Annotated in this window: 15 protein-coding genes; 10 read left to right on the top strand and 5 right to left on the bottom strand. The window is 56.3% G+C overall.

The genetic code is table 11. The features are described from left to right. Window positions 1-68: 68 nt before the first annotated feature. The 6 genes from HC757_RS09535 (at window position 69) to HC757_RS09510 (ending at window position 5,954) form a co-directional block, all read left to right on the top strand. Window positions 69-281 carry a SlyX family protein gene (locus HC757_RS09535; RefSeq protein ID WP_169564114.1) on the top strand — a complete coding sequence of 71 codons (213 nt, stop codon included), beginning with the start codon at window positions 69-71 and terminating at the stop codon, window positions 279-281. 24 nt (window positions 282-305) lie between these two features. Next, window positions 306-863, top strand: a complete 558-nt coding sequence (gene def / locus HC757_RS09530; RefSeq protein WP_169564113.1) for a peptide deformylase — start codon at window positions 306-308, stop codon at window positions 861-863. Then, complete coding sequence (locus HC757_RS09525; RefSeq protein WP_169564112.1) at window positions 860-2,227, top strand: COG3014 family protein; 1,368 nt, start codon at window positions 860-862, stop codon at window positions 2,225-2,227. Before def ends, HC757_RS09525 begins: the two co-directional genes overlap by 4 nt. A 22-nt stretch (window positions 2,228-2,249) precedes the next feature. Beyond that, complete coding sequence (gene lpoB, locus HC757_RS09520) at window positions 2,250-2,843, top strand: penicillin-binding protein activator LpoB (RefSeq protein ID WP_169564111.1); 594 nt, start codon at window positions 2,250-2,252, stop codon at window positions 2,841-2,843. Window positions 2,844-3,036: 193 nt separating this feature from the next. Continuing rightward, window positions 3,037-5,670: an aminopeptidase N gene (gene pepN, locus HC757_RS09515; protein WP_169564110.1), complete on the top strand. Its 2,634-nt coding sequence runs from the start codon at window positions 3,037-3,039 to the stop codon at window positions 5,668-5,670. A 71-nt stretch (window positions 5,671-5,741) separates the two neighbouring features. Continuing rightward, on the top strand, window positions 5,742-5,954 hold the full coding sequence (locus HC757_RS09510; RefSeq protein ID WP_169564109.1) for a hypothetical protein: 213 nt from the start codon (window positions 5,742-5,744) through the stop codon (window positions 5,952-5,954). A 69-nt stretch (window positions 5,955-6,023) separates the two neighbouring features. On the opposite strand, the gene HC757_RS09505 is transcribed toward HC757_RS09510, so the two are convergent. Beyond that, a complete protein-coding gene (locus tag HC757_RS09505) occupies window positions 6,024-6,653 on the bottom strand; it encodes a hypothetical protein (RefSeq protein WP_169564108.1) in 630 nt (209 codons plus the stop codon). Window positions 6,654-7,079: 426 nt separating this feature from the next. On the opposite strand from HC757_RS09505, the gene HC757_RS09500 reads away from it, so the two are divergent. Continuing rightward, complete coding sequence (locus HC757_RS09500) at window positions 7,080-8,324, top strand: glycerophosphodiester phosphodiesterase family protein (RefSeq protein ID WP_244623409.1); 1,245 nt, start codon at window positions 7,080-7,082, stop codon at window positions 8,322-8,324. A gap of 102 nt (window positions 8,325-8,426) precedes the next feature. On the opposite strand, the gene HC757_RS09495 is transcribed toward HC757_RS09500, so the two are convergent. Continuing rightward, window positions 8,427-8,993, bottom strand: a complete 567-nt coding sequence (locus HC757_RS09495) for a phosphoribosyltransferase (protein WP_169564106.1) — start codon at window positions 8,991-8,993, stop codon at window positions 8,427-8,429. A 326-nt stretch (window positions 8,994-9,319) separates the two neighbouring features. After that, window positions 9,320-11,083 (bottom strand): alkaline phosphatase D family protein, encoded by a 1,764-nt coding sequence (locus HC757_RS09490; protein WP_169564105.1) that lies wholly within the window; start codon window positions 11,081-11,083, stop codon window positions 9,320-9,322. Between the two features lie 349 nt (window positions 11,084-11,432). Between HC757_RS09490 and HC757_RS09485 the strand changes: the two genes are divergently transcribed. The 3 genes from HC757_RS09485 (at window position 11,433) to HC757_RS09475 (ending at window position 14,293) form a co-directional block, all read left to right on the top strand. Then, entirely contained in the window at window positions 11,433-12,077 is a 645-nt protein-coding gene (locus tag HC757_RS09485) for a DNA-J related domain-containing protein (protein ID WP_169564166.1), read from the top strand. A gap of 121 nt (window positions 12,078-12,198) precedes the next feature. Then, window positions 12,199-13,413, top strand: a complete 1,215-nt coding sequence (locus HC757_RS09480) for an MFS transporter (protein ID WP_169564104.1) — start codon at window positions 12,199-12,201, stop codon at window positions 13,411-13,413. 22 nt (window positions 13,414-13,435) lie between these two features. Then, the gene (locus HC757_RS09475; RefSeq protein WP_169564103.1) at window positions 13,436-14,293 is read left to right on the top strand and encodes a TIGR03899 family protein; all 858 of its coding nucleotides are present in this window, start codon (window positions 13,436-13,438) and stop codon (window positions 14,291-14,293) included. 116 nt (window positions 14,294-14,409) lie between these two features. Here HC757_RS09475 and HC757_RS09470 read toward each other — a convergent pair whose 3' ends face one another. Both HC757_RS09470 and HC757_RS09465 read right to left on the bottom strand, forming a co-directional pair. Next, complete coding sequence (locus tag HC757_RS09470; RefSeq protein ID WP_169564102.1) at window positions 14,410-14,904, bottom strand: hypothetical protein; 495 nt, start codon at window positions 14,902-14,904, stop codon at window positions 14,410-14,412. Window positions 14,905-14,982: 78 nt separating this feature from the next. Further along, a complete protein-coding gene (locus HC757_RS09465) occupies window positions 14,983-16,080 on the bottom strand; it encodes a M35 family metalloendopeptidase (RefSeq protein ID WP_169564101.1) in 1,098 nt (365 codons plus the stop codon). Between the last annotated feature and the right edge of the window lie 156 nt (window positions 16,081-16,236).

The following is a 16,236-nucleotide window of genomic DNA, read 5'->3' as shown; positions in this document are numbered from 1 at the left end:
AGGACTCTTCCTCATATTAGTCAGGATGGCGTCAAACTTGACCCTAGGGTCCCTATCAGAGGTAATAGATGCAACAAACGCAACAACAGATAGATGAGCTGGAAATGAAACTGGCTTTTCAGGAGCTCACGGTCGAAGAATTGAATCAGGAAGTGATCAAACTTAATCGTTTAATGGCTACTCAACAGCAGCAAATTCAGCTATTAATAGGTAAACTGCAGGCGATGGAGCCGAGCAATATGGCCAGCGCCGCAGAAGAAACACCGCCGCCACACTATTGACCCACTCTTAAGTAAAGGAATGCGATGCCCAGTCATCAGAGGAGTCATGAGAGTTTAAGCCTGGCCCAGGCGGGTGAAGCCATCTTGACTCAAACCGCCGCACGGGTCACCAACTTCGACGCCGAGTTAACCGCCTTGGCCGGCAAGATGCTCGCCACAATGCTGGCGGCTCAGGGGGGCGGCATTGCAGCGCCCCAGGTTCATAGCTCTAAAGCCATGTTTATCATGGCATCGCACCCCAATCCGCGTTACCCTGCTGCGCCCACTATGGCGCCACTGGTGCTGGTCAACCCTGAGATTATCACCCGGTCGCCCGACCTGGTCGTTGGCGAGGAAGGCTGCTTGTCCTTGCCCGGATGCCGACTGAACATCTGGAGGCATAGGAGCGTCGGCGTCAGATATCAAGATCTGGATGGCATCTGGCAGACGGCCGAATTCAGTGGCTTTATCGCCCGCATCTTCCAGCACGAGTATGATCATCTTCAGGGGATCACCCTGCGCGAACGGGTCAAAATGCCGGAGCAGCTGTCTGGGCAGCAGAACCCGAAACTGCCAGGCCCAACCTATGGGACGCAGGAATGACACGCGCTCCTCTGCTGCTCGCCTCTTTCTCCCTTGCGCTATGCCTCTGTGGCTGCGCCGCCAACAGCATTTTTATCAACTATCCGGCGCAACTGACCTCGGTGAAACAGCGCCTCAACGGCGCTGACTCTCAGGCCGTGGCGGCACGCCTGGCCGACAAGATCCCGGGCCAGGATGGCTTGCTCTATGCTCAGGAAGCGGGTCGGGTGGCGCAGATCAATGGCGATTTCGGCGCCAGCAAAGACTATTACCAGCAGGCCGTCGCTGCCTATCAGGCCTTCGACGACAAGGCGAAAATCAGCCTGAGCGCCATAGGTGCCACCGGCAGCAGTCTGTTGCTCAACGACAATGCCATCCCCTATCGTGGCCCGGGTTATGAACGCATCATGCTGCATCAATACCAGGCGCTCAACTATCTGTTCAGCGGTGATCCTCAGGGCGCCTTGGTCGAAGTGCGCCGCAGCAACGAGCTGCAGAGCAGCGAACAGGCCAGGTACCAGGCATCGCAAGCCTCGGTGCAGGCCATGGCCAATGGCACCATAGATGCCGAAGTCAGCCGACTGGGGCAAGCCGCCGGCACTGTGACCAGCTCCTTCCTCAACGCCTACAGTTACTATACTACCGGGGTGTTGCATGAACTCTTGGGTGAAGCCAATGATGCCTTCATAGATTACCGCAAGGCGGCGCAGATCACCCCGGACAACCCTTATTTACAACAGGATTTGGTGCGTTTGGCCAAACAGCTGCAGATGCCCCAGTACGAGGAGTTTAAGCGGCGCTGGGGCGATGCCTCCCCCCCTGGACCACAGCAGGGGCAGCTCATCATGATGTTGGAGCGGGGGTTCGTGCCGGAAAAACAGAGCCTGACAGTGCCATTCACCCTTCATGGCAATTGGCAGACGGTATCTCTGGCAACCTACCTGCCGAACCGGACGCCAGTGGCGCCGGCACGGGTCCAGGGCCTGGGAAGCGTGCTCAAGTTGGCGCCGATAGCCAATATCGATGCCCTGGCCATCACGGCATTGAAAGAAAGCCTGCCGGCTGCCTTGGTGCGCCAGGTCGCCCGGGTATATGCCAAATCCGAGATGAATCGCCAGGTCGATAAACATGGCAACGGCACGGGCGGCGATATCGCAGGGATCGCGATGCAGCTGTTCAACATAGTCACGGAGCAGGCAGACAGGCGCAGCTGGCTGACATTGCCGCGTCAGGCACAGCTGGCCAGGCGCTTCCTGGATGCGGGGAACTATGACCTCAGCCTCGACAATGCCAGGGCACAGATAGCTGTCCAACCGGGCAGAAGCACATTGGTATGGGCGATAGACACTGGCAATGTCACACGTTTTTATACAATAATCATCTAGCAATCACTTAATGGAACCGACTATGAAACAATTCAAACTGATTTTTATCCTGGCGGCACTCATGGGCCTGGGGGCCTGTCAATCCAAGGTGGAGTATGGCGACGCAACCGAAGTCGAAACGGTCAACGAAAACTTCGGCTCGAGCGATCTGCAGGCCATCGCCGCCAAGATGGTCGACAGCATGCTGGTCTATCCCCCCGTGGCGGCCATGACAGCCAATAGCCGCCCCATCATCTTCGTCGACAGGGTCAAGAACAAGACCTCGGAGCATATAGACACAGAGTCAGTCACAGACTCGATCAGCAATAAATTGTTGCGCTCGGGCCGGTTCCGTTTCATCGATATGACCAAGGTAGACACAGTGCGCAAGCAACTGGATTACCAGAACAATGCCGGCATGGTAGATCCTTCCACTGCGATCAAATTTGGCCGCCAGATTGGTGCCCAATATATGCTGTACGGCAACCTGTCCAGCATAGTGAAGCAAGATGGCAGCACCAAGGACGTGTATTACAAGATGACCATGCGTTTGATGGATTTGGAAACCGGGCTGATCGAGTGGTCCGATGAAAAGGAAATCCGCAAGATGAAATCCAAGTCCTTCCTGGGCTTATAAAACGACGATAGGGCGCCAAAGTCCAATCGACACAGCCGAACCAGCCCGCCGGGCTGGTTTTTTTTACATATTTAACATTGGTTAAGCCCGGTAAATAGCGTAGTGTAAGACGCAAAAATCCCCCGGCCAGAGCGCCCTGCCACAAGATGGGCGCGGGAAATAAACCTTTTATTGCTATCAAAGGACTCATTCAGTGACACAGTTAAAAGCCAGCCTCATCGCCCTCATCTGCGGCGGCCTGTTCGCCTGCAGCAGCACCCAGCCAGCCCACATTCCCCCCAGAGACGGCAGCCATTACATCAGCCAACAACAGGCGGCCGAGCGCTCGGCACGGGTGTCGGATGTCAGCTATGAACTGGACTTTCAACTCACGGGCGGCATAGAGTTCGGTGCCAACACCAAGATCAGCTTCAACCTCAGCGACAACAGCAGTCCCTTGACCCTGGATCTCAACCAGGCCAAGATCAAACACCTGCTGGTCAACGGTAAGCCTCTCTACCCTAACTATAACGGTGCCTACATCAGCATCAACGCCGATCTGCTCAATACGGGTGCCAACATCCTGGAGGTCGACTTCAGCCGACTTCACAGCACCAACGGCGAAGGCCTGCATAGATTTGTCGATCCCATAGACAACAAGGTGTACCTCTATTCCCATTTCGAACCGGCGGCGGCGCAGCAGATGTTTGCGGTATTCGATCAACCGGATCTCAAGGCCAATTATAAACTCAGCGTGACGGCCCCCAAGGACTGGCAGGTGATCAGCACCATGCGTGAGACCCGGGTCGAACCCCAAGGCGAACTCAACCGCTGGACTTTCCCCGTCACCCCCAAACTGAGTCCCTATAACTTTTCCATGCATGCCGGACCCTATCATGTGTGGCAGGACAACTCGGGCAAATACCCCATGCGCTTGTTCGCCCGCCAATCCGTGGCCGGCCAGGTCACGCCGAGCGATTGGTTCAGGTATACCAAGCAGGGGCTGGCCTTCTTCGATGATTACTTCGGCATTCCTTACCCCTTCAAGAAATACGATCAACTGCTGGTGCCGGACTTCCTCTATGGAGCAATGGAAAACGCCGGCGCCATCACCTTCACCGAGGACAGATTCCTCTATAAGGCGGCCATGACCTCTCAGCAGAAACAACGGCTCGCCGGGGTGATAATGCATGAGATGGCCCATCAGTGGTTTGGCGATCTGGTCACCATGAAATGGTGGAATGGCCTGTGGTTAAACGAGAGCTTCGCCTCCTTCATGGGCACCCTGGCCACCAGCCAGGCGACCGAGTTTGACTATGCCTGGCGCAGCTTCTATGCCGGCGGTAAACAGAGCGCCTACACCCAGGACAGTCTGGTGACGACCCATCCCATAGAAGTGCCCGTGGCCACCACCCAGAATGCCTTCGACAACATAGACGCCATCACTTACCAGAAAGGTGCATCGACCCTGAAACAACTGCGTCACCTGCTCGGTGAAGACGTGTTCCGTCGTGGCGTACAGCAATACCTGCAGCAATACAGTTATCAGAATGCCGAGCTGAGCGATTTTATCGACAGCCTGGCCAAGGCCGCCGGACGGGATCTGAGCCAATGGACCCGGGACTGGCTATACAGCGCCGGGGTCAACACGCTCAAAGCCGAATTCAGCTGCAAGAATGGCCGGATTGACAGCTTCAGCCTGGTGCAGACCCCGGCCAGTGCCGAGTTGCCGACCCTCAGGGAACAGAAGGTGCAGGTCGCGCTCTTCGGTCAGGGACACCGTGAGCTGCAAAAACAAACCAGCGTGGCCGTGACCTACAAGGGACAGCGCACCCAAGTCTCTGAGCTGGTCGGCCAAGCTTGCCCAGCCCTGGTGTACCCCAACTATCAGGACTGGGGTTATGTCAAAGTCGAACTGGATGCCCAATCCTTCGACACCGCCAGACAGAACCTGAGCAAGGTTGCCGATCCCCTGTTGCGATCTATGTTATGGCAGAGCCTGTGGGACAGCGTCAGAGACGGCAAGCTGGGCCTGGATCAATACCTGAGTGCCGTAATTGTCAACGCCCCCCAGGAAACCGACTACACCCTGGTCGGCCAGATCATAGCGACGCTCCTGGATGCCAAGGACTACCTCAATCTGATGGCGCCGGCTCGACAGCATTATGCCGACAAGGTCATCAAGGCCTTGGCACAGATGAGCCTGCGCAGAGCCATGGAGACCAGCGACGACAGTGATTTTCAGCGCCGTTGGTTCAATGCCTACCTGAGCCTGGCGAGCGATGGCAACAGCCTGCAACATCTGGCCCAGCTGCTCCATGGCGACAGCCAAATCAAGGGGCTGAAGATAGATCAAGATACACGTTGGGCCATCATCACTCAGCTCAATCGTTATGACTATCCCAACAGTGCCGCCATGTTGAAACAAGCAGCCCTGGCAGATCAGTCTGATTCAGGGCAGAAGGCCGCCATTGCCGCCGAAGTGGTACGACCCGAAGCCGGTATCAAGCGTCAATGGCTGGAGCGTATCCAGACGAACACAGACATCCCCTTCTCCAAGCTGCGCACCGCCATGGCACACCTCTATCCGGCGGAGCAGAAACTGCTCAGTGCCGCCACCGCCGAACAGCGCCTGGACAAGCTGATGACCCTGGATAAGAAGGGGCCGGTATTCATGCGCAGCTACGCCAACCTGCTGCTGCCAACAGACTGCAGCCATGCCGGCATAGCGGCATTGAGCCAGGCATTGGAGCAGCAAACAGAGCTGTCGGCACTGACCCGCAGGGCCCTGCTGGAAACCCGCCAGCGGGAACAGCGCTGCGTGTTGATAAAAGACAAGATGATGTAATAATGCCCCTGGCGACAGGATGGCGAAATAGCAGCCATCCTGTCGCCGGACATATCACGAAGGAGAGTGACATGAACCCTTTCACCCTGGCCGCAATCACCATCATTTGTGTATTCGCTTACAAAATCTTCAAGGAATACAACAACAAAAAGTCGGCTACCGATGATGAAACCATACAGGCGCTGCAAGCCGAGATCGGCAAATTAAAAACCAGGGTGTCCACCCTGGAAACCATAGTGACGGATAAGAACTACCAATTGGGTGAGGAAATTAACCGCCTCTGAGACCTGGCGGCTAGCACCTGCGGCTAGCGAGAGCCTGAGTCGGGCTAACTAGATGGCCCGAGGGCAGCATCAGCTGCCCTCGAATTCGGGAAAACCCAGGTTGCGATACAGATAGGCATACTTGGATCTATGCTGCTGAAACAGAAATCGTCTCAGGGTGTCCTTATCCTTGCCTAAGGTACTGATCCTCGCGGCCATTATGCCCTTTTCGACCCTCAAGGGTTCAAACCCCAGGGTCATGGGCTCTGCCCCCGGCAGCTTTAGCTGGATCTCGCGGCGATGCATCAAGCGCCGGGCAACCGCCTCAGAGGCAATCTGTAAGGCGATACCCGAACTGGATAAGGACAACACAGTCACCTCCTGGCGCCGCTGCCTGTCATACACCTCTATGTTGTCGACTTCGGTTAAACGCCAGCAACGTTCACAGCCGCGCACGTCCAGGATCTCTGGGATCCCCAGAGAGGCGCTGAATTGTCCCAGTTCATCCTTGCCCACGCTGACGGTAAACCACAGCTTGTAATGCCCCAGCTCGACCCACAGGGTTAATCTCGACCTTCCCATGATGGAGGCCAACCCTGAGGGGATCTCTGTGATGACGGTGACGGGATCCTGCGAATTCCGCTTGAGCAGACTCGAGGGTGAAAATAACTCGCTGAAACACGCGAGCTCTTCTTCTGTTAGATTCGATCCATGAGGCATTTATTTACATCCCATTAACAATTTAACAAGCAAAGACTAGCACACAGCTTCCGGCTGTACAATTATTAACCCGCCCGTGTTCCGTAAGCGACTTAAGCCCAAGACTTACCTTAGAAATATAGGTGAGAGTCCGGATTCCCGCCAGCAACACAGGAGTGGGTCTCGCACCATATCTGCATAGGCAACATGGGATGGAGAGGCACGCGCCAAGTGTCATAAATCTTTGGTCATAGAGTCACATAGCGGCATTAACCTCGCCTGGCCATCCATGAACGCCACACTCAGGCTCGAGGATGCTCACCAAGAAACCCAAAGGATGACACCCAGATGACACAGATACCCCTCAATCCCCCGACACTCAATCTCCCGACACTCAGAACCCAAGCGCTCAAACCGAGCCCATTATGGCTGCTCCTCTCTTGTGGCATGCTGCTCAGCGCCTGCAACAGTGACAAGGCACAGGGGACAGATGATCCACAGGCAGAGATACCGCCGGCACAAGAGGTTGCCAAGGTCATGGCACACCCGGGACCCAGACCCCTATTTCTGGTCGATCAGCTGCCGGCGGGTGAGCTAAAAGATACGTTGAGCCAATGCCGGAATAACAGCTTCTACCGCACAGACTTTGCCATAGGGCATCGCGGTGCGGCGCTGCAATTTCCCGAGCACACCAAAGAATCCTATCAGGCGGCGATCGACTCGGGCGCCGGCATAGTGGAATGTGATGTCACCTTCACCGCCGACAAACAGCTGGTATGCCGTCACTCCCAGTGCGATCTGGCGACCACCACCAATATCCTCGCTATTCCGGAACTGGCCAACAAATGCAGCCAGGGATTCAGTCCTGCCGATCCGGCCAACGGCATCAGCGCCTCGGCCACCTGTTGCACCTCGGATATCAGCCTGGCCGAATTCAAGACACTCAAAGGCAAGATGGACGGTGCCAATCCCGAGGCCACCACGGTCGAGGCCTATATGGCGGGCACCCCGGGCTGGCGCACGGATCTCTACGCCGGCAATGGCACACTCATGACCCACGCCGAAAGCATTGCACTCTTTAAGGCGGCCGGGGTGAAGATGACGCCCGAGCTGAAGGCGCCAAGCGTGCCCATGCCCTTCGACGGCATGAGTCAGCAAGACTATGCCCAGAAGATGCTGGATGAATACAGCGCCGCCGGCGTCGATCCCGGCCAGGTTTATCCTCAGTCGTTCAGCCTGGAGGATGTGAAGTACTGGATCGCCAATGCCCCGGAATTTGCCAAGCAGGCGGTATTCCTGGACGACAGGTATGATTTCGACACGAGTTTCAACCCTCAGGATGCCACGACCTGGACGCCCGGCATGGCGGAACTCAAGACCCAGGGGGTCGAGATCATAGCTCCGCCGCTGTGGGTCTTGGTGGCCCTGGATGCCAACAACAAGCTCATGCCCTCTGAGTATGCGCTCGCGGCCAAGGCCGCCGGGCTGGACATCATCGCCTGGTCACTGGAGCGTTCCGGCCTGCTCAAGGACGGCGGCGGTTGGTATTATCAGGGGGTCACGGAGGCGATAGATAACGAGGGCGATGCCCTGGAGTTACTGGACGTGCTGGCAAAAGACATAGGGGTGCTGGGGGTGTTCTCGGACTGGCCAGCGACTGTGACTTATTACGCCAACTGCATGGGGCTGTAAGCCGACGAGAAACTGAATGCAAAAAAGCAGCCGGGTCGGCATGATTGACCCGACGGCTTTTTCAGTTCGCCGACCCAAGACTGAGTTGGGCTCGGGGCGACATTAAAGAAACAAGTCTTGGATATTTTTCAGATCGCCCTTGCCTTCGGCTATTTCCTCTGGGCTCAGGCCCGACACTTCATGGGGGAAGACCAACCAATCTTCCGAAGAGTGAATGAAGTAGTCAGGTTTTAGCGGCACGGCCGTATTCTTTGGCTTGTAATAGGGACAGGCGATACGTATATCCGTCGGCATATTCAGGCGCATCAGCTGGCTCAACTTGTCTTTGAGGGCATAGATGCTGCGACCCGAATCGAACACGTCATCGACGATCAACAAGCCATCGCTCGCGTTGGCATTTTCCACTATGTAATGCAGGCCATGCACCTTGATCTTCTTGTTCTGTTTATCCGTGCCTATGCCGTAATAGGACGAGGTGCGCACGGCAATATGATCCGTCTCCACCTGTTTGAAATCAAAATATTCCTGCACTGCGATACCTATAGGGGCACCGCCACGCCAGATACCCACAATGAATTGCGGCCGAAACCCGCTCTCATAGACCTGGGCGGCCAGGCGAAACGAATCTTCGAGTAACTGCTGGGCAGTGATGAAATATTTATCTGACATGATAGGGACCCCGTATTTATCCTTGTTACCCGGACTCTGCTTGCCCGAATGCCGCCAACGGCTTAGCCAGTAGCGATTATTTATTTTATTTGATGTGATTCTTGGCCCGGCATGCAGCGGCGAAAGCCGATGCCAGAGTGACACCCATTGGCCATAGGCGCCCTGCCCGAGTTTGGGAGCGAATTTTATACCAAAATGAGGGGTTATGCTGCAGCTATCGCAAAACATCTGTTATTGCAGGGCTTTGTCCTGGCACTTTTTCTTGGCCGAGATAAAAAACACCCGGAGGCGTCGCCCCGGGTGTCGCTATGGCTTGAGCATGCGGCTTAGACTGCAGTTATGCCCACGGTACCGGCAACCGCCTTGGCGCTATAGCCTCTGGCACTGTTTTCTGCGAAGTCCCGGGTCAGGATGCTGTCGACATAATGCCAGTCACAACGCACCTCTTCATGGCTGAAGCTCAATGTCATGAAGCCCCTGTCCATCAGATTGGCATACTTGAGATCCTCGACCAGCTCGACGATCGCCGCCTCGGTCGCCGGGATCTGCTCGGCGGGCAGGGATAAGTAGTATTCCAGCCCGGGGGACGACACTGAACTGGTGGCAAACTCGACCCCAACCTTATCACCCTCGACGTCCTTCAGCTCGCTCGCCCAGGCATTGTGGGTATCACCGGCCAGCACCACCAGATTATGCTGCTTGGATTTGGCCGTAGCCAGGATCACTTCGCGCTCATAGGCGTAACCATCCCAGGCATCCAGGTTATAGGGAATAGATGGCAGCCGTAGCATGGCCAGCGCTTCCGGGGTCAACATGGCTTGGTTGGCCTCTAGGTACATGAGTTCTTCGGCAGTCAGGCTGGGATCCCCCGCCTGTGCCCTGGCCGCCAGCTTGGCCAAAGCCGCCAACTGGGCAAATTGCGGAATGCTCAATTGTTGGGTCGCGATCGCCGCAGGCAACAGCATCTTACCCATCAAGATCTGTTGCCCCAACACCTGCCACTTGGCATTCGAGGTCAGCAACTTGCTCTGCAGCCACAACAGCTGGGTCTGGCCCAACATGCTTCTCTGGGTGTCGGTCACATCGGCCATGAACTGCTCGCCGGCGAAGGCGCCGGTGGCCGGGTCCATATAGTCGGCATATTGCAATTGTTTATCCCGCGCCAACACCCGGGTGTCCAGCATGTGCAGATCCACCAGATCGCCATAACTGAAGCTGCGGTAAATCTCTTCATGGTTCCCTTCACGCCAGGGACGGATAGGCAGCCATTCGAAGTAGGCCTGCATGGCGGCTTCCTTGCGGGCATCGAAATCGCCTTCTCCCTCGTTATGGTTCTCGGCGCCATCGCGCCAGGTATCGTTGGCGACCTCATGGTCGTCCCAGACCGTGATGAAAGGCACCTTAGCGTGCAATTTCTGCAGGCTGGCGTCACCATGATACTGGCCGTAACGGGTACGATAGTCGCTCAAGCTGAACAGCTCAGTGGCCGGCAATACCTCGCGCCCCAATTCGGCGGCATGTTCGCTGGCATACTCTCCTCTGGCGTATTCATAGATGTAGTCACCCAGATGCACCACAAGATCGAGATCCTCCTGCTCGGCCGCCAAGGCATAAACATTGAAGTAACCGGCAGGATAGTTGGCGCAGGACATCACAGCTATCTTCAGTGAACTGACGGCGCCCTGGGGCAGAGTGCGACAACGACCCACGGCGGATTGGGTGTCTCCCACCATGAAGCGGTAGTAATAGGCGGTGCCAGAGTCCAGCCCCATGGCATCGACCTTGACCGTGTAATCCCGCTCGGCATTGGTGCGGGTGTCTCCCGTATTCACCAACTGGGTAAAGTCGGCATCCAAAGCCAGCTGCCAGGCGACTTTCACTTCGCCTTCGGCCTCTGGAGTCACCCGGGTCCAGAGGATGATCCCATCCTGGGCCGGATCGCCACTGGCGATACCGTGTAAGAATTGCGCCTGCAGCTGGCTGTCATCATCACCGCTGCTGCACCCCATCAAGCCGTAAGAAATCACGGCGGCTCCAACACCCTTAGCCGACATGGCCAAAAAATCACGTCTGGAAATCGAACGCTTCATGCTTATTCCTTTAATTTTATTATTGATTGCCCCATTGCCGGCGACCTGCTCACGCGCCGCCATCTGGTATGAGGTCTAATGAGTCTTATTTTGCAACACAACTATTACATAAGCGTGACATATTGATAAGCACTTTATCAATGCAAATCAATCCAGTACGAAATACGGAATCCATGTCTTATACTTGCAGGGTGATCCCATAGGCGCCATGGCCCGAAACGGCTGCCGCCAGCCGGCTACCGGGGATGCCCACTCGCCCCCCCAGCCGGATGCGACTCGAATCCCCTTTTGTATCCAGGGGGGCTATGGCATAGTAGATTTTATCGCCACATCAGGACGACTCAGCGCCATGTTACTCGCCAAACCGACGCTCGCCACCGAACAGATCTCATGCAGTCCCGCAGTCAAAAGCGATAATCCGCTGATCTGGCCCCTACTCAGCCTATTACAGGCCTCACATCAGAGCTGGAAAGTGCATCACTTGGCGACCGAGTTACAATCCAGGGGACTGCTGAGCCGGCTGGACGCCGAACCGGACAAAGATCTGTTCAAGCGCAACTTCCTGCTGATGAATGCCCTGTTCGAATTACAGGAGATGCTGCTGCCCAAGCAATGGCTGCAGGTCCGGGCAATGGAAATCCAGATTTTCCGTCTCCTGCCGGCAGAGCTGAATCTCATCCTCGCCCAGGATGCCTCGCTGCGGGAGTATTACCTCGACTGGAACAACTACGACACCTGTGCCAATGCGGTGCGCGCCATGCTGGAGTCCTTCTGGAATCGCTACCAATCCTACATAGGCGTCAACCCCAGGCTGATGCAGCAGAGCCATGCACTCAACGTCTTCGAACTGGATGAGACGGCAACCGACAGGGAGATCCGTCGCCAATGGCGCCGCCTGGCCTTGAAGTGGCATCCGGACAGACCCGAAGGCGACGCGGCCAAGTTTCGCGAGGTGTGTGAAGCCTGGCAGGCACTCAGGGACGCCGGCCTCTGAGCGGCTCCTTAGGGTTCGGCAGCCAGGTCCATTGCCGGCGGAATTGACGGCACTGGCTTATGTTAGCCAAAGCGATTAGCATGCAAACTACACAAAACATTCGCTTGAACATGGATCTCAGATGAGAAAAAATCCCCAACATCTGCTGTTATGGATGACCTTCGTCATGTCACTGGTCTTCGCCGTCTGGCAAGCCCTGTTGAATAACTTCGTCATAGAACGCGCCCAATTCACCGGCGCCGAGATAGGCCTATTACAGAGCCTGCGGGAGGTTCCCGGCTTCCTGGCCTTTACCGCCATCTTCGCCTTGCTGTTGATCCGCGAACAGAGCTTCGCCTTGCTCTCGCTGGCATTGCTCTGTGTCGGCGTCGCCATCACAGGCTTCTTTCCCCAGGTGCTGGGCCTCTACCTCACCACGGTCCTGATGTCGGTCGGCTTTCATTATTTCGAGACCATCAACCAGTCGCTGACCCTGCAGTGGGTCGATAAAGACAAGACAGCCGGCTTCATGGGCAAAGCGCTGGCCTGGCGCTCGGCCGCCGCCCTGCTGGGCTATGGCAGCATCTGGTTGGTCATGAGTTGGCTCAAGCTGGATTATGTGTGGATGTATGCCCTGATAGGCGCCTTGGGCCTGCTGATGGTAGTGACCATGAGAGTCTACTACCCCAGCTTCGAGGTGGGAGAGATCCAGCATAAGAAGATCATACTGCGCCGGCGTTACTGGCTCTATTATCTGCTGACCTTCTTCTCCGGCGCACGGCGACAGATCTTCATGGTGTTCGCCGGCTTCATGATGGTGGAAAAATTTGGTTACAGCGTGAGTGAGATCACCGCCCTATTCCTGATCAACTATCTGGTCAACTTGCTGTTCGCGCCGGCCATAGGCAGGTTCATAGGCCGCATCGGCGAGCGCAGGGCACTGACGCTGGAATATACCGGCCTAATCCTGGTGTTTATCGGCTACGCCTTGGTTGAGCAAGCCCATCTCGCGGCCGCCCTGTATGTGGTAGATCATCTATTGTTTGCGATGGCGATCGCCATCAAGACCTATTTCCAGAAGATCGCCGACCGCCAGGACATAGCCGCCACCATGTCGGTCAGTTTCACCATCAATCATATCGCCGCGGTGATCATCCCTGCGCTGCTTGGACTGCTATGGCTGACGTCTCCGGCGGCGGTATTCTACATAGGTGCCGGCTTCGCCGTCTGCTCCTTGTTGCTGGCGCTCAATGTGCCCGGGGCACCGGCACAGGGTAAGGAAGCCCTCTGGCAATGGCGCTCGGACAGGGCCCCAGAGATCGACGCCCGGGCCAGACTCGGACAGGATTCAGAATAGCTTCACAAGGAATTGAGCCATCATGAATGACAGCAATCTGGCCAAAGCGGGTGAGGCAGACAGGAGCGCCGACAGTCCTTCCGGCGTTTCGGCCCGTAAGAAGGCCCTGGTGTTGGGGCGACAACTTGGGCTGGCGAGCGAGCAGGATTACCGGCCGGCCAACGCCTCTATCCTGGAGCGCGCCGACCACAGGGACAAGAAACGCGCCTGTCAGTATCAGCTCAACCTGGAAACCATCTATGCCATGGCGCTGAACCATACTCCCTCGGATGTCACTGGGGTCGATTTGGATCCCGACTGGAGTCACCAATTTTTCCTGATGGCGGAGCAGATCCACAACCGCAAGATGCAAGACTTGTGGGCAAGGATCCTCGCCAGTGAAATAGTCACCCCGGGGAATTTCAGCCTGCGGACCCTGGCCACCCTGAAACAACTCACCCACAGGGAGGCTCAGGTGCTGGAGAAGACCCTGGGCATGGCCGCCAGGGTGAATAATGAGCCCAGACTCAAGCTGATCAGCGGTTATCGCCTCTCCGGCGGCCTGGGGCAATATTTTCGCAAGTCGAGCTCGGTCAACCTGGGTCTGTCTCAGTTTGGCCTACCCTATTCGGCAATTCTCACCCTGGTGGATGCCGGGATCCTGCACAGCAGCGAGTTTGAAACGGGTCTGCTCGACAGCAAGAGCCCCGTCAGGCTGGTGCTGCATGGCACCCAGATGAGACTCGGCCCCAAGAGTGGCAACCTGCTGCTGAGTTATTATCGCTTCACCCCAGTCGGTGACGAGCTGGCTCAGCTGGTGCAGCCCAAACCGGATCAGGACTATGCCAGGGCGCTACAACTGCTGTTCGCCAAGGATTTCAAGATAGACATAGAGGGGTAGGGATAGAGGCGTAGGGATAGACACAGAGACGTAGGGATAGACATAGAGGCGTAAGAGTGCCCCTGTCCGAGGCCGGGATTGCTGGCCTGGTTGCAAGCCTGGTTGCATGACTGGGGTTAGCGGTCACCAGCCTCCGGCAGCGTGAGCAGCAGCGGCTCGCACGCCAGGCTCAGTTGCTGGGTCGCCGCATGGCTATCCCCGGCGTAAGAGCTTAAGACAATAGGCGCCAGCTCGACCTTGTAGCTACCGGGTTCCAGCCGATAAGCCTGACTCAGGTCCAAGTCGGCCACCAAGCTGGCCCCAGGGGGCAGCAGCAGATAATCCTCCGCGGCCGGCGCGCCGCGCTTGGCCAATGCCCCAAGATAGCGCAGCGCTCTGCCCTCCCTGCTGATATGCATAAACTCACTGAACCAGGCGTCGAAGGGGGTATGCCAGCTCAATAGCCGCCAGGTATCCTGCCCGCCATTGCTCACTCTGAACTGCACCTCGGTCGTGTCCCGCACTTGTGTCAGCCGACACTCTATGGCCTGGTTCGTTACCATCTCAACCGCTCCAACCTGATCTATGCTCGCCAACAGCATGGCTAAGCTCGCAGACACTATGGCATTCATGCCATGCTCCTCTGAATATAGACATAAAAAAAGGGCGGATAGACTCCGCCCTCTGACAAGGTCATTCCCCTTTAAAGCTTAGTTTTGATTCGGGGTATTTTCGGCAAAATATTCATGGCTGTCGGCATTCTGAATCGCCTGAGACGGATCGCTGATTGCCAGCGACTTGGCGCCACTCTGGCCATAGACGATATCATCCGTGCCTGCTACCACATCGAAATGGCTGGTCTCATGAATGATGGTACCGCCCTTGGAGTCTGTGCCCGTGGTAGGTGCGCTCCAGAAGGCATTACACATGTAGATCTTGTAAGGCTGGTTCGGGTAGACGTAGGCGTAGTAGCTCTTGCTGCAACCACAATCGAAGGTCAGTGGCTGAGTATTCAAGGTGCTGTCGATATTGACGAAGTTGCTGGTCACTGCATCCCAGCGACCGGCATCATAGTTGCCGAACCAGGTATTGTAGCGCACGGATTGGCTGCGATTGGCCGTGCTTGTGCCTTGCAGATAGCCCTTGGCATTGGCCGCCATCGCCTTGGCCGCATCCAGGCCGGCTAAGATGGCCGTCTGTTCCGAGTTACTGCAGCGACCCGTGAAGCTGACGCCGTCTACCGTGGTGCCGCCATCGCCCGTGCCCGGCTTGCCTTTGGCGGCAGCGCCGCCCTTGAATTCACGCCCTTCGAGGTAAAAACTCACGCTGTCTGACTTGATGCCATCTATGCCAAGGCGAGCGAGTTTCTTCGCCTGTCCAGGATTGGGCGCAAACAGTTGCATGGAGCTGACATCATAGCTGATCTCATAATTGGCGCTTTGCGACATGTCGTACAGGGAGGAGAGCTCGACCTGGTAGGACACACTCTCACCTGCCTTGAGTTTCACATAGTCATTCTTGGTAGGTGCCGGACGCTTGTAATGGGCCCCCAGGTAATGACGTGGCTCGCCGTCGGCAGTGACCTTAAACAGGGCTTCTTCGACGCCATCGGCGGCGGTATACCACTTGAGGAGCTTGACCGGAACATGCTCTTCGTTGGTCAGGGTGACTGTGACTATCACATCGTCACTGGCCTGATAATCTTGTTGACTCATGCTCAAGCTGGCATGAATGCCGTCGGCGAGTGCGCTGGTACTGAACAGCGCGGCGGCGATGGCTAAGGCGTGTAGCTTGTTCTGCTTACTCATTCAATTGTCCTCGGGTGTTATTATTATTCATCCATAAGGTGTTGCGAACATGTTGCAACTTGGTTGCATTCTAGTTTCGATGACGAGTGTAATCCGAACTTAAACCCCAAAGCAACGCCAACGAGTGAATTATTTCCCCCGGCCACTGAAATCAGC

Source organism: Shewanella salipaludis (assembly GCF_012911865.1).
In the GTDB taxonomy this organism is placed as follows: Bacteria; Pseudomonadota; Gammaproteobacteria; order Enterobacterales; family Shewanellaceae; genus Shewanella; species Shewanella salipaludis.
This window is presented reverse-complemented; position numbering and strand designations above follow the sequence as displayed.

What these genes read in the sequence shown, in the direction of transcription:
- HC757_RS09535 (WP_169564114.1), top strand. Translation starts at nt 69, where the DNA reads ATGCAACAAACGCAACAACAGATAGATGAGCTGGAAATGAAACTGGCT.
- def (WP_169564113.1), top strand. Translation starts at nt 306, where the DNA reads ATGCCCAGTCATCAGAGGAGTCATGAGAGTTTAAGCCTGGCCCAGGCG.
- HC757_RS09525 (WP_169564112.1), top strand. Translation starts at nt 860, where the DNA reads ATGACACGCGCTCCTCTGCTGCTCGCCTCTTTCTCCCTTGCGCTATGC.
- lpoB (WP_169564111.1), top strand. Translation starts at nt 2,250, where the DNA reads ATGAAACAATTCAAACTGATTTTTATCCTGGCGGCACTCATGGGCCTG.
- HC757_RS09510 (WP_169564109.1), top strand. Translation starts at nt 5,742, where the DNA reads ATGAACCCTTTCACCCTGGCCGCAATCACCATCATTTGTGTATTCGCT.
- HC757_RS09505 (WP_169564108.1), bottom strand. Translation starts at nt 6,653, where the DNA reads ATGCCTCATGGATCGAATCTAACAGAAGAAGAGCTCGCGTGTTTCAGC.
- HC757_RS09500 (WP_244623409.1), top strand. Translation starts at nt 7,080, where the DNA reads ATGCTGCTCAGCGCCTGCAACAGTGACAAGGCACAGGGGACAGATGAT.
- HC757_RS09495 (WP_169564106.1), bottom strand. Translation starts at nt 8,993, where the DNA reads ATGTCAGATAAATATTTCATCACTGCCCAGCAGTTACTCGAAGATTCG.
- HC757_RS09490 (WP_169564105.1), bottom strand. Translation starts at nt 11,083, where the DNA reads ATGAAGCGTTCGATTTCCAGACGTGATTTTTTGGCCATGTCGGCTAAG.
- HC757_RS09485 (WP_169564166.1), top strand. Translation starts at nt 11,433, where the DNA reads ATGTTACTCGCCAAACCGACGCTCGCCACCGAACAGATCTCATGCAGT.
- HC757_RS09480 (WP_169564104.1), top strand. Translation starts at nt 12,199, where the DNA reads ATGAGAAAAAATCCCCAACATCTGCTGTTATGGATGACCTTCGTCATG.
- HC757_RS09475 (WP_169564103.1), top strand. Translation starts at nt 13,436, where the DNA reads ATGAATGACAGCAATCTGGCCAAAGCGGGTGAGGCAGACAGGAGCGCC.
- HC757_RS09470 (WP_169564102.1), bottom strand. Translation starts at nt 14,904, where the DNA reads ATGAATGCCATAGTGTCTGCGAGCTTAGCCATGCTGTTGGCGAGCATA.
- HC757_RS09465 (WP_169564101.1), bottom strand. Translation starts at nt 16,080, where the DNA reads ATGAGTAAGCAGAACAAGCTACACGCCTTAGCCATCGCCGCCGCGCTG.